Source organism: Bradyrhizobium archetypum, from assembly GCF_013114835.1.
GTDB classification, from domain to species: domain Bacteria; phylum Pseudomonadota; class Alphaproteobacteria; order Rhizobiales; family Xanthobacteraceae; genus Bradyrhizobium; species Bradyrhizobium archetypum.
Genome location: NZ_JAAVLW010000005.1, coordinates 204,344 through 223,959 on the forward strand (window position 1 = coordinate 204,344; position 19,616 = coordinate 223,959).

The 19,616-nt window shown below is 64.1% G+C and carries 20 protein-coding genes; 6 read left to right on the forward strand and 14 right to left on the reverse strand.

Going from position 1 to position 19,616, the window contains the following annotated elements; all coding sequences use genetic code 11:
- Positions 1 to 6: 6 nt before the first annotated feature.
- The 3 genes from HCN50_RS17315 to HCN50_RS17325 all read right to left on the reverse strand — a co-directional run bounded on the left by HCN50_RS17315 (position 7) and on the right by HCN50_RS17325 (position 2,626).
- On the reverse strand, positions 7 to 1,098 hold the full coding sequence (locus HCN50_RS17315) for a lysine-2,3-aminomutase-like protein (RefSeq protein WP_171710879.1): 1,092 nt from the start codon (positions 1,096 to 1,098) through the stop codon (positions 7 to 9).
- Positions 1,095 to 2,147, reverse strand: a complete 1,053-nt coding sequence (gene epmA, locus HCN50_RS17320; RefSeq protein ID WP_171710880.1) for an EF-P lysine aminoacylase EpmA — start codon at positions 2,145 to 2,147, stop codon at positions 1,095 to 1,097. The genes HCN50_RS17315 and epmA overlap by 4 nt, the downstream gene beginning before the upstream one ends.
- Positions 2,148 to 2,476: 329 nt before the next feature.
- The gene (locus tag HCN50_RS17325; protein ID WP_171710881.1) at positions 2,477 to 2,626 is read right to left on the reverse strand and encodes a hypothetical protein; all 150 of its coding nucleotides are present in this window, start codon (positions 2,624 to 2,626) and stop codon (positions 2,477 to 2,479) included.
- On the opposite strand from HCN50_RS17325, the gene efp reads away from it, so the two are divergent.
- Both efp and HCN50_RS17335 read left to right on the forward strand, forming a co-directional pair.
- Positions 2,616 to 3,182 carry an elongation factor P gene (gene efp, locus HCN50_RS17330; protein WP_171710882.1) on the forward strand — a complete coding sequence of 189 codons (567 nt, stop codon included), beginning with the start codon at positions 2,616 to 2,618 and terminating at the stop codon, positions 3,180 to 3,182. The genes HCN50_RS17325 and efp overlap by 11 nt on opposite strands.
- Positions 3,183 to 3,225: 43 nt before the next feature.
- Positions 3,226 to 4,809 carry a M23 family metallopeptidase gene (locus tag HCN50_RS17335; protein WP_171710883.1) on the forward strand — a complete coding sequence of 528 codons (1,584 nt, stop codon included), beginning with the start codon at positions 3,226 to 3,228 and terminating at the stop codon, positions 4,807 to 4,809.
- Between the two features lie 45 nt (positions 4,810 to 4,854).
- Here HCN50_RS17335 and HCN50_RS34280 read toward each other — a convergent pair whose 3' ends face one another.
- The 3 genes from HCN50_RS34280 to HCN50_RS17345 are packed head-to-tail and all read right to left on the reverse strand — an operon-like array spanning position 4,855 to position 6,700.
- On the reverse strand, positions 4,855 to 4,980 hold the full coding sequence (locus HCN50_RS34280) for a hypothetical protein (RefSeq protein WP_283812091.1): 126 nt from the start codon (positions 4,978 to 4,980) through the stop codon (positions 4,855 to 4,857).
- Positions 4,970 to 6,187, reverse strand: coding sequence for an Nramp family divalent metal transporter (locus tag HCN50_RS17340; RefSeq protein WP_311968062.1), 1,218 nt, complete (start codon positions 6,185 to 6,187; stop codon positions 4,970 to 4,972). The genes HCN50_RS34280 and HCN50_RS17340 overlap by 11 nt, the downstream gene beginning before the upstream one ends.
- Positions 6,188 to 6,220: 33 nt before the next feature.
- Positions 6,221 to 6,700 carry a carboxymuconolactone decarboxylase family protein gene (locus tag HCN50_RS17345; protein ID WP_171710884.1) on the reverse strand — a complete coding sequence of 160 codons (480 nt, stop codon included), beginning with the start codon at positions 6,698 to 6,700 and terminating at the stop codon, positions 6,221 to 6,223.
- A 47-nt stretch (positions 6,701 to 6,747) separates the two neighbouring features.
- Here HCN50_RS17345 and HCN50_RS17350 point away from each other — a divergent pair, with 47 nt between their 5' ends.
- Entirely contained in the window at positions 6,748 to 7,335 is a 588-nt protein-coding gene (locus tag HCN50_RS17350; protein ID WP_235977045.1) for a MarR family winged helix-turn-helix transcriptional regulator, read from the forward strand.
- A gap of 66 nt (positions 7,336 to 7,401) precedes the next feature.
- The gene (locus HCN50_RS17355) at positions 7,402 to 8,634 is read left to right on the forward strand and encodes a lytic murein transglycosylase (protein WP_171710885.1); all 1,233 of its coding nucleotides are present in this window, start codon (positions 7,402 to 7,404) and stop codon (positions 8,632 to 8,634) included.
- A 62-nt stretch (positions 8,635 to 8,696) separates the two neighbouring features.
- Here the strand turns inward: HCN50_RS17355 and HCN50_RS17360 are convergent, their stop codons facing one another.
- Positions 8,697 to 9,386, reverse strand: coding sequence for an FMN-dependent NADH-azoreductase (locus HCN50_RS17360; protein ID WP_171710886.1), 690 nt, complete (start codon positions 9,384 to 9,386; stop codon positions 8,697 to 8,699).
- Positions 9,387 to 9,493: 107 nt separating this feature from the next.
- Here HCN50_RS17360 and HCN50_RS17365 point away from each other — a divergent pair, with 107 nt between their 5' ends.
- Positions 9,494 to 10,384 carry a LysR substrate-binding domain-containing protein gene (locus HCN50_RS17365; RefSeq protein WP_171710887.1) on the forward strand — a complete coding sequence of 297 codons (891 nt, stop codon included), beginning with the start codon at positions 9,494 to 9,496 and terminating at the stop codon, positions 10,382 to 10,384.
- Between the two features lie 52 nt (positions 10,385 to 10,436).
- On the opposite strand, the gene HCN50_RS17370 is transcribed toward HCN50_RS17365, so the two are convergent.
- Together HCN50_RS17370 and recJ are read right to left on the reverse strand one after the other, a co-directional pair.
- Positions 10,437 to 11,246, reverse strand: coding sequence for a glucose 1-dehydrogenase (locus HCN50_RS17370; protein ID WP_171710888.1), 810 nt, complete (start codon positions 11,244 to 11,246; stop codon positions 10,437 to 10,439).
- A 42-nt stretch (positions 11,247 to 11,288) separates the two neighbouring features.
- The gene (recJ, locus tag HCN50_RS17375; protein ID WP_171710889.1) at positions 11,289 to 13,130 is read right to left on the reverse strand and encodes a single-stranded-DNA-specific exonuclease RecJ; all 1,842 of its coding nucleotides are present in this window, start codon (positions 13,128 to 13,130) and stop codon (positions 11,289 to 11,291) included.
- A gap of 254 nt (positions 13,131 to 13,384) precedes the next feature.
- Here recJ and HCN50_RS17380 point away from each other — a divergent pair, with 254 nt between their 5' ends.
- Positions 13,385 to 14,479 (forward strand): methyl-accepting chemotaxis protein, encoded by a 1,095-nt coding sequence (locus HCN50_RS17380; RefSeq protein ID WP_171711422.1) that lies wholly within the window; start codon positions 13,385 to 13,387, stop codon positions 14,477 to 14,479.
- Between the two features lie 62 nt (positions 14,480 to 14,541).
- Here HCN50_RS17380 and HCN50_RS17385 read toward each other — a convergent pair whose 3' ends face one another.
- The 5 genes from HCN50_RS17385 to HCN50_RS17405 form a co-directional block, all read right to left on the reverse strand.
- Complete coding sequence (locus HCN50_RS17385; protein ID WP_171710890.1) at positions 14,542 to 15,261, reverse strand: haloacid dehalogenase type II; 720 nt, start codon at positions 15,259 to 15,261, stop codon at positions 14,542 to 14,544.
- 115 nt (positions 15,262 to 15,376) lie between these two features.
- Positions 15,377 to 16,378, reverse strand: a complete 1,002-nt coding sequence (gene glpX / locus HCN50_RS17390) for a class II fructose-bisphosphatase (protein ID WP_171710891.1) — start codon at positions 16,376 to 16,378, stop codon at positions 15,377 to 15,379.
- An 80-nt stretch (positions 16,379 to 16,458) separates the two neighbouring features.
- On the reverse strand, positions 16,459 to 17,778 hold the full coding sequence (locus tag HCN50_RS17395; protein ID WP_171710892.1) for a homoserine dehydrogenase: 1,320 nt from the start codon (positions 17,776 to 17,778) through the stop codon (positions 16,459 to 16,461).
- 27 nt (positions 17,779 to 17,805) lie between these two features.
- Positions 17,806 to 19,026: an LL-diaminopimelate aminotransferase gene (locus tag HCN50_RS17400; protein WP_171710893.1), complete on the reverse strand. Its 1,221-nt coding sequence runs from the start codon at positions 19,024 to 19,026 to the stop codon at positions 17,806 to 17,808.
- A gap of 282 nt (positions 19,027 to 19,308) precedes the next feature.
- On the reverse strand, positions 19,309 to 19,611 hold the full coding sequence (locus tag HCN50_RS17405; protein WP_171710894.1) for a hypothetical protein: 303 nt from the start codon (positions 19,609 to 19,611) through the stop codon (positions 19,309 to 19,311).
- Positions 19,612 to 19,616: the final 5 nt, after the last annotated feature.

Consider the following 19,616-nt stretch of genomic DNA (forward strand, 5'->3'; position numbering starts at 1 on the left):
GCCAGATCACGGCTTTGGCGGATAGAGGTGAACGTCGCCGCAATAGTCGACGATACGATACCGTGTTTCCGAGGATAGATCACTTTCCCTGGAACTTGCATGCGACAAATAATTCGGTCCAATCGGCGCCTTTCCATGGCCGCCGGGAATGTCGAGCACATATTCCGGCTGGCATAGACCCGAAACGCGGCCCCGCAGACGGCGCATCAGTTCCTGCCCCTCCGCGATGGTGGTGCGCAGATGCGCGGTCCCCGGCGCAAGATCGCCATGATGCAGGTAATAAGGCTTGATCCGGTTTTCGACGAAAGCCCGCATCAACGCTTCCAGCGTGGCGGCATCGTCATTGACACCGCGAAGCAGCACCGTCTGGCTCACCAGCGGAATGCCGGCGTCAGCCAGCCGCGCGCAGGCGGTGCGCGCCTCGCCCAGCAGCTCGCGCGGATGATTGGCATGAATGGCGATCCACGTCGTCACGCCATCGGCTTTCAACGCCCTGATCACGTCGCGATCGATTCGCGCCGGCGCCGCCACGGGCACGCGGGTGTGGAGGCGAACAATCCTGACGTGATCGATGGCGGCGATATCAGTCATGATCTCGGCCAGCCGCCGCGGCGACAGCATCAGCGGATCGCCGCCGGTCAGGATGACTTCCCAGATTTCATCATGCTTGCGGATGTAATCCAGCGCGTCGCGGTAGGCGGCCTCCGACAGCGCCGTCGCCTTGCCCGGCCCCACCATCTCGCGGCGGAAGCAGAACCGGCAATACACCGCGCAGACATGCACCAGCTTGAACAGGACGCGATCGGGATAGCGATGCACGATGCCGGCAATCGGCGAATGCGCGTCGTCGCCGATCGGATCCGCGTTTTCGCCCGGCGCGCTCACCAGTTCAAGCGCGCTCGGGACGAATTGCCGCGCGATCGGGTCGTTGAGATCTTCGCTGTCGATCAGGCCGGCGACGTCCGGCGTCACAGCGATGGCATAGCGCGCAGCGACCCGCTCGAGATCGGCGAGATCGGCAGCCTTCGCCAAGCCGCGCTCGACCAGTTCGGCGGGCTGACGCAGCGTTGCTAAAAGTTTCGGATCGATCCTGTTCATGTCTCTCCTGCCGGTGGCGTCCACACCACCTGGTCGACCCGCAGCGCGCCGCTGGCCAGCATCACCAGCCGGTCGAAACCGAGCGCGACGCCGCTCGACGGCGGCATGGCGGCAACCGCTGCGAGAAAATCTTCATCAAGCGGGTAGCGCTCGCCGTAGCGCCGCTGTTTCTCATCCATGGCAGCGGCGAAACGGCGGCGCTGCTCGGCGGCATCGGTCAATTCGCCGAAGCCATTGGCGAGCTCGACGCCGCAGGCATAGACCTCAAAACGTTCCGCTACACGCGGATCGCCCGCCTTCGTCCGCGCCAGTGCGGCCTCCGGCGCCGGATATTCGAACAACACGGTCAAACGCCCCTGCCCCAGATTCGGTTCGACATGCTCGACCAGCACCTTGCTGAAAATGTCCGACCAGGTGTCGTCGTCCGTGACCCGCACCCGCGCGTTCGCCGCCGCGGCAAGCGCCACGCGGTCGCCCTCGCCATTGGCAATTGTGGCCAGCAGATCGATTCCCGCAAAGCGCTCGAAGGCATGCGCCACCGTCAGCAGTTCCGGCTCGGCGAACGGATCGGCCGTTCTGCCGCGAAACGAAAACCGCCCTATACCGGTCGCCCGCGCGGCATGCGCGATCACGACGATGGTGTCTGCCATAACAGCGTCATAGCCCGTGTTTGCGCGATACCATTCCAGCATCGTGAATTCGGGCAGATGCAGATCGCCGCGCTCGCGGTCGCGGAACACGCGCGCGAACTCGAATATTTTGGCTTCGCCGGCGGCCAGCAGTTTCTTGGCGGCGAATTCCGGCGAGGTGCGCAAATAACGGGTCGCGCGGGCGCCGTCATTGCCGATGATTTCGGTGCGCGGAGCATGCAGATGCGTCTCATTGCCCGGCGATACCTGCAGAATGGCGCTTTCGACCTCGGCAAAACCCTGCTCGTCGAACCAGGCCCGCACGGCCTTCGTGATCGCACGGCGCGCCGTCAGGAACGGCTTGCGGTCGGCATACCGCCCAACCGACCACCATGGCGACGGTTGGTCACTTCCGACCATCACAGACGGTTCCACGTCCACCGAGCCTGCTCAGTGGAGTCAATCAAGGCGTTCAGGGCATCGGCAAATACCATTGATATTGTTCGACTTTCTTTTTAGTCCGCCACAGCGAATCGGAGCAAGCGGCAAGATCCAGCTCCACTCGGTCATTTCATGTCGAAAGACGCTTCTCTTGTCCATTCGCCTGATAATGCTGGCGCGCGCCGCTGGGTAGCCTGCGGGCCTCCGTGAACCGCGCCTATGACGTGCTTTCAAGCCGTCAGCATCGATCGGACACGTAGTTAGAATTACTTGCCAGAGTCGCCCCGGCTAACACGGCGAAATACGCCTCAACCGGCCGCCGAAACGACCGCAAAACGCTGGCATCGACGGGCAAAATCAGTATGTTGCAGCCCGAAAACCGCCTGATTGGCCGTGCGGACGCCCACGTCCGGATCGGCCGAAGGCCAGAAATTCAGGAAAGCAGCTTTGAAAGTCATCGCCAGTTCTATTCGCAAGGGCAACGTCATCGAGCAAGACGGCAAGCTCTACGTCGTCCTCTCGGCCGAGAACATCCATCCCGGCAAGGGAACTCCGGTCAGCCAGATCGAAATGCGCCGCATCGGCGACGGCGTGAAGGTATCGGAACGCTACAAGACCACCGACCAGGTCGAGAAGGCGACCGTCGAGGACCGCAATTTCAACTACCTCTACGAAGATGCCGACGGGTTCCACTTCATGAATGCGGAGACCTATGACCAGGTTCAGGTCTCGAAGGAGATCGTGGGCTCCGCCGCGCCCTACTTGCAGGAAAACATGACCGTGAAGCTGTCGATGCACGACCTGAACCCGGTCGCCATCCAGCTCCCGCAGCGCGCGACGCTGGAAGTTGTGGAGACCGAGCCGGTCACCAAGGGTCAGACCGCGTCTTCCTCCTACAAGCCTGCTATTCTCTCCAACGGCGTGCGCACCTCGGTGCCACCGCACATTGGTACGGGAACTCGGATCGTAGTGATGACCGAGGACGGCTCCTACGTCGAGCGCGCAAAGGATTAAAACCGCGCAATAGGCTACGGGGCATACGCCGGGGGGCGATGCATTGGGTACCAGGGCTGTCAGCTTGCTTTCGCATGGGCTGGCGGCGTTTTGTTTGCTCTGTGCCGGGATTGCCGGCGCTTCCGCGAGCGAGTTCAGAACGCCATCGATTTCGGCCGTGCGCGTCGAGTGGCGCGCCGTTCTCGATCAGCTTCGCAGCGAGATCAGCTCCCAGCCGGCGATCGCCTCGCGCTTCACCTTCGCGAGCCGGCAACGGGTGCCGGCAAGGGATCCGCGCGCAACGCCTGCGCTGGTACAGTTGAACGCGATTAATTCGGCGATGTTCGCTGGCATCGGTCGCAGCCCGGTGCCGGTATTATTGCCGTTCGATACCGCGGCGTATCTCGGGGCCGAGGCCGGCGGCGCGCGCCAGCCGGCGGTATCGCGCTATCAGGCCGACTTTCGACCCGTTGACCTGTTTCACGCCGGCCCGTCCGGCTACGACGCGGTGTTTTCACTGGATCCCGGCGCGGGCGCCGGCCTGCCGTCACGAACCTTCGCCCGGCCTGTCGAGGTGCAGATCACCGGCTCGATCCTGATCTACGATCTTGCCGATCCGCTCGGCGGCAAGGGCGAGCCGGTCAAGTCGCTGGCGGCGCAATTCCCGGACATGCGCCGCTTCATTCGCGAAGGCTATGTGCGCTACGCCTTCACCCGCTTCGGCGTACCCTATGTCGTGTCGATCCAGTGTCTCGACTCGGCGCCGCGAGCGCGGCGGCTGGCCTGCCGCGAGGCTTACCCGATCGCCGAGCGTTTCCTGAAGGCGCTGCGCATCGCCGGCGGTCAGCCGGCGCGTCCGCGTTTCGATATTTCCTCTGATGTCGCCGAGCGGCCGACCGCGGCTTCAGCCGACTTCACCTATCGCCCGAGCGGAGACATCGTCGTCAACAGCGGCGCGCGCAGGCGCGGCGGGCGTACCGATCTCATCGCCTATTCGCAGATCCGCTTTCCGCTGCAGAAAGCCCCGGTGCTGGTCAGCTCCCAGCAGTTCGGCAAGCGCGGATCTGGCCAACGCCAGAGCGTCTACCCAGGCGTCTATCCGTGGCGCGACAATTTTTGCGAAGCCCGCAGCTTCCAGGTCTGGCAGTGCGCGGCCGGCTTTGGTCACCAGGGCCAGGACATCCGCCCCGCGCCCTGCCCGCCAAATAGCAACGCTGAAGGCAGTTGCCATCCGAGAAAACAGGCGGTCGTCGCCGTCCGCGACGGCGTCGTCATCCGTTCACCGAAGCAGCAGGCGGCAACGCTGCAGATCAACACCCGCAACGAGCACATCCGTTTTCGCTACATGCACATGAACCCCTCAGCCATGGACGCGGACGGCATTCTCAACGGCCGACGCGTCGCCGAGGGCGAGAAGATCGGCGTGGTCTCCAACTATCTCGATTTCCCCAATGGCACCTCATACCACCTGCACTTCGACGTGCAGGTGTTCACGCGTGACGGCTGGATCTGGGTCAATCCCTACACCACCCTAATCGCGTCCTACGAACGGCTGATCCACGGCCGCGGCCGCGAGATCGGCACCGATCCGCCCGCCGCCGTGGCGCACGCGCTGCCGGAGGATGTGCTCCTTCGCGTCAGTCGATAGTCCGCCAAGATCAGAGCGACGTCGCGCTCATTCTTGGACGAGCGATCACAAGAACCAGGACACGACCAGACCGGCGCTCGCCGCGAAGACAAATGCGATCGTGATCCAGCCAAGCACATTCATTGCGGTCGAGTTAACCCGGTCGCCCATGATGCCGCGGTTATTGGTCATGAGCATGATCAGGAAGCAGCAGCGGCGGCGTCGAAAAGCCCTGCACAATGCCGGAATAGACCAGCGCTTTCATTGGATTGAAGCCGAGGAAGTTTAGCGCCACGGCGATTGCCGTGAAGATTGCAATAAGTGCGTAGAATTTCTTCGCCTTCGCAGGCCTCGCATGCAGGCTGGCGCGCCAGCCCAGGACCTGGCAGGCATCATACGCCGCGCCCGCTGTCATGATCGGCACCGCGAGAAATCCGACGGCGATGATGCCGAGCGTAAATAGGATACCTGCCGCATCGCCGGCCAGCGGACGCAGCACTTCGGCGGCTTGTGCTGCGGTTTCGATGTTGGTCTGCCCCGCCTTGTGGAGCGTGGCTCCCGTGGACAGGACGATGAAGTACATGATGATGTTGGAAAAGAGCATTCCTGCGACGATGTCCGTCTGGGACCGGCGCAACTCGCCTTCCGTGGCGCCCTCGCGTTGCTTTGCCGAGGTACGCCCCTGCTCGATCTCTTCCTCGACTTCGACGTTGGACTGCCAGGTGTACAGGTAAGCCGACAAGGTCGTTCCGATGATCGCAACCGGGATCGACAGGAACTCCTTCGAGAACTGAATGGTCGGAATGAACGTTCCGCGTACGATCTCCCACGGATCGGGCCTGGCGAGCAGCGCGGCTGCGACATAGGCAAAGAGCACGAGCGCGAGCCACCTGAAGATGTTCCTTATCATGTCGTACGATCCCCACACCTGCAGGGCCACGATCGCCGCAGCGACGCAGAGCACGATGAGCGGTATCGGGATCGAGAGGAAGAGGTTGATCGCCGCTGCCATACCGCCAAGGTCGGCCGCAGCTTCAATGGTATTGCCGATAAGCACGCCAATCAGCGCAGGCCATAAAATCCATTTCGGATAGTTGTGCCTGATGACCTCGAACAGCCCGCGGCCAGTGACCTGCCCGAGCTTTGAGGACAGGTAGACCACCGCAAACATCATCGGGAAGGTTACAGGTGCCGTCCAGAGCAGAGACGTGCCGAACTGGGCGCCGGCGCTCGCATAGGTACCGATCGCGGAGCAATCATCATCGGCCGCGCCGGTAACGATGCCGAGGCCGAGCGTCCGCGCCAGTCCTCGCTTCGGCGGTTGCTGGGAGTTGCCTGCTGACCGACCCTCAGTCTCCGCCTTTTCCGACATCCGCTGCTGACACTCTATGCGGTTCACCTCCGCATCAAATGTCCGCCGTCGGATTGGTTCCTACGAAGCCGCTGCCCCTACGGTCGTCTTCCGCGCCGGCGGCGTCCAGCGAAATGCCGCGCCGAACCTGTTCCAGACATTGATCGAGGCAACTGCGGAAGTGAGATAGGCGAGTTCTTTTTCCGAAAACTCCGCACTCGCCTGCGCGTAGACTTCGTCGCTGACGCCGTCTGCAAGCAAGGTCAGCGCCTCCGTCCAGGCCAGCGCCGCGCGCTCGCGCGATGTAAACTGCGGCGCCTCGCGCCAGACCACCACGAGGTTGAGCTTGTCGGCGGGCACGCCGAGCTTCTCGCTCTCCAGGATATGATACTGCACGCAGAAAGCGCAGCCGTTGATCTGCGAGGCGCGCAGCTTGATCAGTTCGAGCAACTGCTTGTCCATGCCCGCCCTGCCGGCGACCTGGCTGAGCGCCAGCACGGCCTCGTAGGCGTCCGGAGTCAGCGACATGAAATCCCTGTACTCCTTGCGGGCGTGTGACATCTTTTTTGCCTCGTGCTATCAGTCTTGTTTATTATCAGAGCACTGATATGCAGCGCAAGGTACCACGTAAGGCGATGGTGCGATCGCCCAAGACGTCGGCGAGAAATCAGCCGCGACAGCAAAAGCCGGTGGCCGGACAAGCCGGCCGAAAGCCGCGGCAAACATCCGGCGACGATGCCGCACCGTCGCGGCGTCCGCCGCCACCCGGCGAAGGCAAGCGCGGCGAACAAGGCTACCTCGCCTATCTACTGCGCCAGGCCAATGCGGCGACGCGGCTGGCGATGGAGCGATCGCTGGCCGAGCTCGGCGTGACCTCGCCGCAATTCGTCGTGCTGACGATGCTCAATGCCTATCCCGGCCTGTCCGGCGCAGAGCTGGCGCGCGTGGCGGTGCTGACGCCGCAGACCGTCGGCGTCATCATTCGCAATCTCGAGCGCGACGGCGCCATCAGGAAAAGTCCGCACCCGATCCATGGCCGGGCACTGCAATGGACGGTGACGCAGCGTGGCGCAACGCTGCTCGACAAGTGCCGGCGGCACGCACACACAATCGAGCGGCGGCTGGCCGCCGGGCTCTCCGCCGCTGCCCAGCGCCTGATCCGCCGCTGGCTGGCCAAAATCGCCGCGGATTTATGAGGAATCGCCGGTTCCCGCGGCGTCATGGCTTTTGGCGCAGGCCGGCTGCGCCGCTAGACTGCAGACATGAACCAGCCTGATTCCCAGAAAGCCCCGACCCGCCGCGCCGTGCTGCAAGGCGGCCTCGGCGCCGGCGCCCTGCTCGCCACCGGGGTTGCCGCGTTTGCGGCGCCAGCCGGCTTCGACCAGTGGCGCGACAATTTTCGTGCGCGCGCCTTGGCCAAAGGCATTTCAGATGCGACCTGGACACGGGTGATGGGACGCATCGAGCCCGACATGACCGTGTTTCGGCAGATGCAGAAGCAGCCCGAATTCCACGAGCAGATCTGGCAATACATCAATCGCCGCGTCTCGGACTGGCGCATCATCAACGGCCGCGAAGCCCTGAAGAAGCACGAGGCGCTGTTCGCGCGGATCGAGCAGGACTTTGGCGTCGAGCGCGGCACGCTGCTGGCGCTGTGGGGCGTCGAGTCCGCCTATGGCGATCCTTTGGTGCAGCAGAATCATATGCGCCCGATCTTTCCGGCGCTCGCCGCGCTCGCCTGGAACGAACCGCGCCGCCGCGCCTATTGGGAAACCGAGCTGATCAACGCGCTCAGGATCGTCGATCGCGGCTGGGGCACGCCGGAGGAAATGCGGGGCTCGTGGGCCGGCGCTATGGGGCACACGCAGTGGATGCCCGAAGTCTGGCTCAACGTCGGCATGGACTACGACAAGGATGGCCGCGTCTCGCCGTTCGGCAAGCCCGACGATGCGCTCGGCTCCAGCGCGCGCTTTCTGCTCAACCGCGGCAAGTATCACCGCGGCGAGCATTGGGGATATGAGGTCCGCACATCAGGCGGGGCTGCGAGCGGCAGCCGGACCTACGCCGCGTGGGCCAGCGCCGGCGTGACCCGCGCCGACGACAAGCCGTTCCCGCAACCCAATGCATCGGCGCAGATGTGGGTACCGGTCGCAGGCGGCCCTTCGTTCCTGCTCGGTCCGAACTTCTACGCGGTGCGCAGCTACAATCCATCGATGAACTACGCGCTCGCCATCTGCCATCTCGGCGACCGCATCCTCGGCGCGCCGCCCTTCATCCAGCCGTTCCCCGGCTCCGAGCGCGCGCTGACGCTCGCCGAAGTGCAGGAACTGCAGACGCGATTGACCAAGGCTGGGTTCGACACCGGCGGCACCGACGGCCGCGTCGGCAACGACACGATGAAGGCGGTCAGGGATTATCAGACCAAGATGGGTCTATTGCCGGCGGATGGCTATGGCGGGCTGAAGGTGCTCGCCCGGTTAAGGCAGGGCGGCTAGCGGCCAGGATCGGAAGCGACGGGATTCATCAGGCACCCTCTAGCCCAAGCCCCGCGACGAGCTCAAGCCAATTGCCGCTGCTCCGCTTCACTCATTAATTGATCGACCAGTTCATCGACGGCGCGTTCGGCCGCCGCAATCGACGCCTGCAATCGATCCCCGCCGAACTCGTCATACTCTACTGCAACGCTGTGGAATGCGGTGACGCCGAGAAAGGCGAACACATCGCGGATAGCACTTTCCACATGATTGATATGAGCGATGCGGCCGCCCGGATCATACCCGTAATCGCCGCGCGCGCCGAGCAAGATGAGGCGCTTATCCATCCCCGCCAGCAGCGGCGTATAGGGATCGTCCGGCCGTGAACGGTCGAAACCGAACGTGCGACCGACCCGCACGAGGTTGTCGATATAAGCCTTGAACTGGGCGGGCATCCCGAAATTGTACATCGGCACGCCTGCGACGACCAAGTCGGATGCGATCAGCTCGTCGATGAGCGCATCGCTTTCGGCCAGCGTCTCGCTCATCCATGGCTCACGATGGTCGGGCTTGGTGAAGGCCGCGCCGATCCATTTTTCGGCGACCGGATGCGGCGGCGATTTGCCGACATCGCGACTGATCAGAACATCATCCGGCCGCTGTTGCAGCCAGCGCCGGGTAAATCGCTCTGTGAGCCTGCGTGTATGCGATCCTTTCGAACTTCGGTCTGAGGCTTGGGAACGTCCGCTGGAATCAATTCGTAACAGCTTCATGGCATACCTCCGATCATCTGTAGAGCTTAGATCGGTGCAGAAAGCCGCATTGACAAACGCAAATTACTCAGCCTATGGATGAGATAGATTCATCTATCGGCGCAGCAATGAGACGTCTGCCCCCATTGATTGGCCTGCGCGCGTTCGAGGCCGCCGCGCGACATCTGAGCTTCAAGCGTGCAGCGCATGAATTGCACGTCACGCCAACCGCGATCAGTCATCAGGTGCGGCAGCTCGAGGAAGCGATCGGCGTAAGCCTGTTCGAACGGCGTACGCGCCAGGTGCTGCTCACGGCGGCTGGGCAGGTATTGCTGCCGGTTCTGCGCGACGGCTTCGATTCCTTCGCGCGCGTTATCGATGGCTTGAGCCGCACGCCACGGCACACGGTGGTGACGCTGTCCGCGACACCGGCTTTCGCGGCCAAGTGGCTGGTGCCGCGCATCGCGGCATTCCGCACCGCACGACCCGACATCGATCTCACGTTACTCGCGACGCTGGAAGCCGTCGACCTTGGCTCGGGTGTGGCTGATCTCGCCCTGCGCTATGGTCCCGGACCATATCCCGATCTGATCGCCGAAACCCTGACCGTCGATCGCTTTGCGCCGGTGGCAAGTCCGCGTCTCGGTATCAAGAAAACGGGTGACCTGCAGTCAGCAACCTTGCTGCATTTCGACTGGTATCGTCGCGACTCCCGCAATCCGACTTGGCGTCGCTGGTTGAAAATTGCCGGCATTGACGGCATCGACGCGCGGGCCGGCTTGCGCTTCACCGATGAGACCCATGCAATCCAGGCGACGGTCGCTGGCGCCGGGATTGCGCTGCATAGCCTGCTGCTGGTTTCCGACGAACTGGCGCAGGGCACGTTGGAGGTCCCGTTCGGACCGGAGCTGGAAGGCTTCTCCTTGCACCTGGTGCGCGGCCGCGACAGGCCACTAAGCGAACCGGTTGAGGCGGTGCAGGCTTGGTTGCGGACGCAATTCACCGGAGCGCGCCAATAGTGCGCTGGCGCCCGTCACAGCGAAGAAGCACATTTCGCCTCGGATTACCGCATCACGCGCTCCGCGGCACGGCGCCCGCATTCATCCCGCCATCAATGACGAGTTCGGTCCCCGTTACGTAGCGCGAGGCGTCGGACGCCAGATACAGCACGCCCTGCGCAATCTCCTCGGCCTGCCCGGCGCGGCCGAGCAGTGTGGCAAGCTTGGCGCGCTCCTCCGGATCGATCGGCGCGTTTTGCCCGCTGCCTGTGGCCCCCGCCGGAATCTTGCCCCAGATCGGCGTGTCGATGATGCCGGGATGCACGGAGTTGACGCGTATGCCGTCGCCGAACGCGGCGCATTCCATCGCAATCGACTTGGCGAACAGTCGCACGCCGCCCTTGGTCGCGGAATAGCCGGAAAGACTGGCGGCGCCGCGCAGGCCCGCCAGCGACGACATCATGATGACAGAGCCGCCGCCGGTCTTGCGCATCACGGGCAAGCAGTGCTTCACCGACAGGAACACGCCGTCGAGATTGATCGCGGTCTGCCGCCGCCAGTCGGCGAGCGACATCTCGGTGATCGTCGGCACGGAAATGCCCATGCCGGCATTCGAAACCAGCACGTCGAGCCCGCCATAGCGCTTCGTCACATCGGCCACGACTTCGATCCAGCGCTCTTCGCTGGTGACGTCGTGATGCCAGAAGCTGGCCTCGCCACCGGCTTTCTTGATCCGCGCGACGACATCGGGGCCTCTGAGATCGTCGACGTCGGTCACCGCTACCGAGGCGCCCTCGCGCGCCAGCAATTCGCACACCGCCTCGCCGATGCCGGATGCGCCGCCTGTCACCAGCGCGACCTTGCCCTGAACCTGCCCCGTCATTTCTTCTCCCGTTTTCTGTTTGTGGATTGAGATTATGTGTTTTTAGCGGATCACGGCCGGCCCCGGATCCGGCACCGCGACATCGAGCACGCGCAGCTGCACGCGCTCCGCTCCCTGAAAGCGATCGACTGCCAGCGATCCTGCGACATGCAGAAGCTGGCCGCGGTTCTCCGTCAGCGCGTCGCCGAGCTTCTGGCCGATCGAGCGGAACGCGATGCCGTTGACGATGGCGCCGTCACCCGCCTTGAAGCGCACGCGCAAATGCGCCTGCCCGACTTCATCGGCATAGACGAGCTGATGCGCAGGCATCGCGATCACCGGCTCCGGATTGGCGGCCCCGAACGGCCCGGCGCGGTTCAGCGTGTTGGCTAATTCCACCGTCACGCTGCGCGCGCTGACCGCGCCATCGATGAACAGCTCGTTCTCGTGACGGGAATTGGCGACGTCCTCGGCCAACGCGCTTTCCATGAAGGCGCGAAACTCCGCGAGCTTTTCTTTCCGCAGCGTCACGCCGGCTGCCATGGCGTGGCCGCCGCCCTTCATCAGGATCCGTTCTTTCACCGCCTGCCGCACCGCCTTGCCGAGATCGACGCCCGAGATTGAGCGCCCCGATCCGGTGCCGATGCCGCCCGGCTCCAGCGCAATGGCAAAGGCGGGACGTGCAAATTTCTCCTTCAGCCGCGAGGCGACGAGGCCAACGATGCCGGGATGCCAGCCTTCGGCGGCCGTGACGACCACCGCGCCCTTGTCCTCAAGCCCGAGCGAGGCCAGCGCCTCGGCCTCGGCCTGCGCCTCTGCCGCCTGCTCGATGACACGGCGTTCGCTGTTGAGCCGGTCTAGCTCGGCCGCGATCCGTGCGGCCTCGGAGACGTCGCCCTCCAACAGGAGCCGAACGCCCAGATCGGCGCGCCCGATCCGGCCGCCCGCATTGATGCGCGGCCCGAGCATGAAGCCGAGGTGCCAAGCTTCCGGCGGACCGTTCAGCCGCGCCACGTCCATCAGCGCGGTATGGCCGACATGGTCGCGGCGGCGCATCGCGATCAGGCCCTTGGCCACAAAAGCGCGGTTCAGCCCGATCAGCGGCGCGACGTCGGCCACGGTGCCAAGCGCCACGTGATGCAGCATGCCGAGCAGATCCGGCTCCGGCCGCTCGGCGTTCCAAAAACCGCGGCCGCGCAATTCGCGGTTCACCGCGACCAGCGTGATCAGCACCAGACCGACAGCGGCGAGATGACCGAGGCCAGAAAGGTCGTCCGGCCGGTTCGGATTCACCAGCGCGTCGACTTCGGGCAACGCCTCCCCGCACTGGTGATGATCGATGACGACGACTGCCATGCCGAGCTTGCGCGCTTCCGCCAGCGGCTCAAGGCTGGTGGTGCCGCAATCGACGGTAATCAGCAGGGTCGCGCCCCTCGCCGCCAGCGCCCGCACTGCCTCCGTATTGGGACCATAGCCTTCGAAGATTCGGTCGGGGATGTGGATCAGCGGATCGAGCCCGCAATGGCGCAAATGCCAGGCGAGCAGCGCCGCCGAGGTCGCGCCGTCGACGTCGTAATCGCCGAAGATCGCGACCTTCTCGCCGCGCTTTGCCGCGTCGGCGATGCGTTTGGCCGCGGTCTCCATCTGCGTCACGGTGTGCGGATCGGGCATCAGCTTGCGGATGGTCGGGTCGAGGAAATCCTGAACGTCGTCGATCTCGACATCACGGCCGGCCAGCACGCGCGCCAGCATCTCCGGCAACTGGTAGCGCTGGGTGATCGTCAGCGCCCGCGCCGCGCCCCGCGCGTCGAGCCGGTCGCGCCACAATTTGCCGGTTGCCGAACGCTGTACGCCGAGAAAGGCCGGCGGCGGTTGAACGGGCAGAGCGGATGCGGGAAGCGTCATGATGCCTTCGAGAAATAAGGGCAAAGCTATCCTTCAGCAAACGCAATCACCCGCAGCGATGCCGCCCGGACCTGCCGCCGAAAGCGACTTGCACAAAGAACGTGCAACTTGATCAGGCAAAACTACCCCGTAAGCGCCGGAACTTAAACCAATCGTTAGCCATGATCCCCGACAAAGGAATCGACACGCTGCCGTTGAGTCCCGGCGATCCGCAGAAGATCGACATCCGCACAAAGACTGAGGAATTTCCGCCAATGTCCGTCGCGCTTCGTTCCCACACCACAACGCTTACAAAACAACCGGCTAAGGCAGCGGGTGCCGAGGATGAATCCGACGTTTCCGCGCTGATCGCGAGGCTAACCGCCGAGGTCAATCAGGTCGCCTGCGAGAAGACCAAGTCGATCCAGAAGATCACCAACCAGATGAAGATGCTGGCGCTGAATGCGCTGATCGAGAGCTCGCGCGCAGGCGCACAGGGCGCCGGCTTTGCCGTGGTGGCGCAGGAAGTGCGTAACGTCGGCCAGCAGGTCGAGACCATCGCCCGCGAGCTTGAAAGCCAGCTCACCAACCGGACCGGCAATCTGATGAACTCGATCGCGCAGATGGCCGAGCGCTCGCGCGGCGAGCGCATGGTCGATCTGTCGCTGAACGCCATCGAGCTGATCGATCGCAACCTCTATGAACGCACCTGCGACGTGCGCTGGTGGGCGACCGATTCCGCCGTGGTCGCTTGCGCGGCGAGGCCTGATGCGGCCGCCGTCACCCACGTGTCGGAACGGATGGCCGTGATCCTCGGCGCCTATACGGTCTATCTCGATCTCTGGCTGTGCGATCTCGACGGCAACGTGCTGGCCAACGGCCGCGCCGATCGCTTTGGCGTCGTGGGCCAGAACGTGGCGCAGACCAAGTGGTTTCGTGCGGCGCGCGGCCTACGCTCAGGTGACGACTACGCCGTCGGCGATGTCGAATGCCAGCCCCTGCTCGGCAATGCCCAGGTCGTCACCTATTGCGCAAGCGTGCGCGACGGCGGCAAGGCACACGGCAAGCCGACCGGCGTGCTGGCGATCCATTTCGACTGGGAGCCGCAGGCCCGCGCCATCGTCCAGGGCGTGCGCGTCGGCGCCGCCGACAAGGCCCGCGTGCTGCTGGTCGATTCGAATTTCCGGGTGATCGCGGCTTCCGACGGCCAGGGCCTGCTCACCGAACGCGTTTCGCTCCAGCTCGAGGGAAAGCGCTCGGGCTACTATCAGGACCGCTCCGGAACGATGGTCGCCTTCCACGCCACGCCCGGTTACGAGACCTACAAAGGTCTCGGCTGGTTCGGCGTCATCCAGGCTGGCGCGGGATAGAAGCTGCTGTTGCAGGAAATTACATTGGCAATGTATCGCGGCGTCAGCGCAAGACCAATTCGCTAGCACCCCAGCCGGTCGGCGATGCCGCCAAAATCCTTGGCAACGATGTCCCAGTCGCCAGTCGCCTCGAAGTCGTACTTCTGTAGCGGGCCATATTCAGTCGGTCGCGCGACGAAGGCGGTCTTGAGACCGTTCTGCTGAGCGGCTTTTAGATCGCCATTGTGGGCGGCGACCATCATCACCTGCTCCGGCGGCAGGCAGAGCAATTTGGCGGCGCCGAGATAGGTCTCGGGATCGGGCTTATAGTGCTCGAACAATTCCGCCGACATGATCAGGTCCCACGGCAGGCCGGCGAACTTCGCCATGTTGGTCAATAGCGCGACGTTGCCGTTGGAGAGGGGCGAGATGATGTATTTCTTCTTAAGCCGCGTCAGCCCCGGCACGCTGTCCGGCCACGGATGCAGGCGATGCCAGCCCATGGTGAGGTAATGCAGATCGGCCTCGCTCAGTCCCTTGATGGAGAACTGCGCAACCAGCTTTTCCAGCGAGCGCCGGTGCAGCGTATCCAGGATCTGATAGCCGCGCTCGGGATGCTTGCGCACCTCGTCCATCGAGGACATGTAGACCGCGCGCCAGCCGTCGACGAGCGCGGTCCAGTCAGCCGTGATGCCCGAGGTTTCCGACCACTTGGTGAAATCGTTAATGAGGCTGGTGCGCCAGTCGACGACAGTGCCGAACACGTCGAATACCAGCGCCTTTACCGCGGATAGGTCGGACATGCGCGCCTCCTCTTTGTTTTTTTTGTCGTCAGTCCGGGGCGCGCGCAGCGCGAACCCGGAATCTCGAGGTTCCGGGTTCGATGCTTCGCATCGCCCCGGAACGACGTCGCTGCGCTTAATCCAAATGAAACTTATCCAACTGCCGGTGCTCGGCCTTGATATAGCGCACCGTGCCGGTGACCGAACGCATCACCACCGTTTCGGTCTCGATCACCCCATCCTTGCGGAATTTGACGCCCGTGAGCAATGAGCCCGTTGTAACGCCGGTAGCCGCGAACAGGCAGTCTCCCCGCACCATGTCCTCGATGCCGTAGATCATCTTCGGATCGGTCACGCCCATCTTGTGGGCGCGCTCGCGCTTCTCCTCGCTGTCGAGGATCAGCCGGCACTGCATCTGCCCGCCGATGCAGCGCAGCGCCGCTGCCGCCAGCACGCCCTCGGGCGCACCGCCGGTGCCGATATACATGTCGACGCCGGTGTTATCAGGATCGGCGCAATGGATCACGCCGGCCACGTCGCCGTCGGTGATCAGCCGCACCGCGGCACCGGTCGAGCGGATGCTGGCGATGATCTCGGCGTGGCGCGGGCGATCGAGCACGAGCACCGTGATCGCGGCGGGCTCAACGCCTTTGGCCTTGGCGAGGCGGCGGACGTTGTCAGCCGGCGACGCGTCGAGGTCGACCACGCCCTTGTCGTAGCCCGGGCCGATCGCGAGCTTCTGCATGTAAACGTCGGGCGCGTGCAACAACGTGCCGCCATCGGCCATCGCCATGGTCGCGATCGCGCCCGGCATGTTCTTGGCGCACAGCGTGGTGCCTTCCAGCGGGTCGACGGCGATGTCGACCTGAGGACCGGCGTTCAGCCCGACCTTCTCGCCGATGAACAGCATCGGCGCCTCGTCGCGCTCGCCCTCGCCGATCACGATGGTGCCTTCGATCGGCAGCTTGTTGAGCTCGCGGCGCATCGCATCGACCGCGGCCTGGTCCGCCGCCTTCTCCTGGCCGTGGCCGCGCAGCCGCGCGGCCGAAACCGCCGCGCGCTCCGTCACCCGCACAATTTCAAGCGTCAAAATGCGCTCAAGCAGCAATTGCGGCGGTACGGAAATATGTGTCGACATCGGCTTACTCCTCTAGAACCTGCACGGACCTCCCGGCCCGCAATCAATTCTCTGGCGCGCGATCGGTTCGGATTTGCGCGTCAGTTCTTTTCGATCCGTATCACCTGCGGCCGGCCGCTGATCACCTTGTCGCGCTGAACGGCATCGAGCGCACGGTAAACCGCGTCCTCGGAAGTCGCGTAGGTGATCAGGATGACCGGCACCGGTAACGCCCTCTTCGCTGCGCCGTTGGCATCGACACCTTCGGGGTGGCGCTGCACAATCGATTCCAGCGAAATCTTCTGTTCGGCGAGGCGGGTGGCGATGGTGGCGGCGGTGCCGGCAAGATCGCGCGCCATCAGGCGGATGTAGTAGCCGCCCTCGTGCCGCTCCATCGGCGCCTTGCTGGTATCGCGCAGCCGCTCGACCGGCCGCCCGAACGGCTTTGCGCGAATGCCGCGCGCCACGTCGGCGATGTCGGCCACGACAGCGGACGCGGTCGCAGCCCCGCCGGCGCCGGGTCCCACCAGCGTGATCGGGGGAATGCCTTCGCCGTCGATGGTCACCGCGTTGGTGACGCCCATCACCTGGGCGATCGAGGACGATTTCGGCACCATGGTCGGATGCACGCGCTGCTCGATGCCCTTGGCGGTCCGAACCGCCACGCCAAGCAGCTTGACGCGATAGCCGAGCTCTTCGGCCGCGCGCAGATCTTCCGGCGCGATCGAAGAGATGCCTTCGACATAGACAGCGCTCTGCGCCACCTTGGTGCCGAAGGCGAGGCTCGCGAGGATCGCGAGCTTCTGCGCGGTATCATGGCCGTCGACATCGAAGGATGGATCGGCTTCGGCATAGCCGAGCCGCTGCGCATCCTTGAGGCATTCGGCAAACGACAGCCCCTCCTGCTCCATCCGGGTCAGGATGTAATTGCAGGTGCCGTTGAGGATGCCGTAGACGCGGCTGACGCCGGTGCCGGCAAGCCCCTCGCGCAGCGTCTTGATGACGGGAATGGCGGCGCCGACCGCGGCCTCGTAGTTGAACGCGCCGCCGTGCTTTTCCGCCGCCTTCGCCAGCCGCACGCCGTGCTTGGCGATCAGCGCCTTGTTGGCTGTTACCACCGACTTGCCGGCCTTCAGCGCGGCCTCGATCGCCGACAGCGCCGGCTCGCCGGAGCCGCCCATCAGCTCGACGAAGCAATCGACGTTGGCGTCGCTGGCCAGATCAAGCGGGCTTTTCGCCCAGTTCACGCCGCGCAGGTCGAGCGAGCGCTTTTTCGCTTTCGAGCGCGCGGTGACGGCAACGACGCGCACGCCGCGCCCGCTGCGCTCGGCAAGCGTCCGCGACTGCTCTTCGATGAGGCGGACAACTTCGGCGCCAACGGTGCCGAGCCCCGCGATACCCACTCTCAGGGGTGCGACCATGAATGAGAGAACCTGCAGTAAAAGGAATTAGCGCCGGTTGGCGAGAGGAACTACGTTGTGCAACGTTTCAATGCCGCTTTCAAGGAAACGCCGCACGCCGCGCGCGGCCTGGCGGATACGCTGCTCGTTTTCCACCATGGCGATGCGGACGTAGCCCTCACCGTGTTCGCCGAACGCGACGCCGGGCGAAACCACAACGCCGGATTTCTCCACCATCAGCGTCGCAAACTGCATGCTGCCGACGCCCTCGAAGGCTTTCGGCAGCGGCGCCCAGGCGAACATCGAGGCCTGCGGCGGCGGAATCTCCCAGCCCGCCCGGCCAAACGATTCGACCAGTGCGTCGCGGCGCCGGCGGTAAGTGTCGCGCATTTCCTTGATGCAATCGTCCGGCCCGTTCAGCGCCGCGGTGGCGGCGACTTGAATGGGCGTGAATGCGCCGTAGTCGAGATAGGATTTCACCCGCGCCAGCGCTGCGATGATCCGCTCATTGCCGACGGCAAAGCCCATGCGCCAGCCGGCCATCGAAAACGTCTTCGACATCGAGGTGAACTCGACGGTGACGTCGATTGCGCCCGGCACCTGCAGCACGGAGGGCGGCGGATTCCGGTCGTCGAAATAGACCTCGGCGTAGGCCAGGTCCGACAGGATGAAGATTTCGTGCTTCTTCGCGAACGCCACCAGATCCTTGTAGAAATCGAGGTCGGCGACATAGGCGGTCGGGTTCGAGGGATAGCAGACGATCAGCGCGATCGGCTTTGGGATCGAATGGATGATCGCGCGCTCCACCGCGGCGAAAAACTGCGGTGTCGGTTCCGAGGGCACCGAGCGGATCACGCCACCCGCCATCAGGAAGCCGAAGGCATGAATCGGATAGCTCGGGTTGGGACACAGCACGACGTCGCCGGGCGCGGTGATCGCCTGCGCCACATTGGCAAAACCTTCCTTCGAACCCAGCGTCGCAACGATCTGGGTATCCGGATTGAGCTTTACGCCGAACCGCCGCCCGTAATAGGCGGCTTGCGCCTTGCGCAGGCCATTGATGCCGCGCGAGGCCGAGTAGCGATCGGTCCGCGGCTTGCCCAGCGTCTCCTTCAGCTTGTCGAGCACATGGGGCGGCGTCGCCAGATCCGGATTGCCCATGCCCATGTCGATGATATCGGCCCCGGCGTTCCGCGCGGCTGCCTTGGCCTGATTGACCTTCTCGAACACGTAAGGCGGCAGACGGCGGATGCGATAAAAATCTTCCATGGGACCCTTGCTCCGACAACCGGCGGGACAGAATCGTAGGGAACTCTCGCAGCCATCGAAACCGGATCGGGTTTCGTCCAGAAGTCGCGCTCAATCAAGGATTTAGAGCGAATTCAGGCACGAGGTCTTTAGGCTCTGGACCAGCAATGCGGTTGAATTGGGATTCTTTTACCACGGGAGCCCGGCAGCGCCAGTTTTTATAGGATTTTCAAGCAAGGCCGGCTCCGGGACTGCTTGTGGCCCGGCCGGTTCCCAAGGAAGCGCGTCAAAACCGCGGCTTTCTCACTTCTTGGCCGGTTTTGCCGGGGCAGCCGAGTTGGCCGCAGCCGCCTGACGATCCCGAGCGGCCGCCAGTTCTGCCTGGATTTTGGCCAGCTCGGCCGGCTTCATCACTTCCTCGTTGCGATCCGGCGGCAGATCGTGAACTGGCAGATAGCCGCCAGCTTCCTTCGGACGCTCGGGCGCATCCGCCGGCAGCCCAATTGCCGGCATATCCGCAATCTGGGTCGAGCAGCCGCCGAGCGCGATTGTTGTCGCGCACAGCGCCGCAATCGGCCACAGCCTTATGATCCGGCTTACCGCCATGCGCC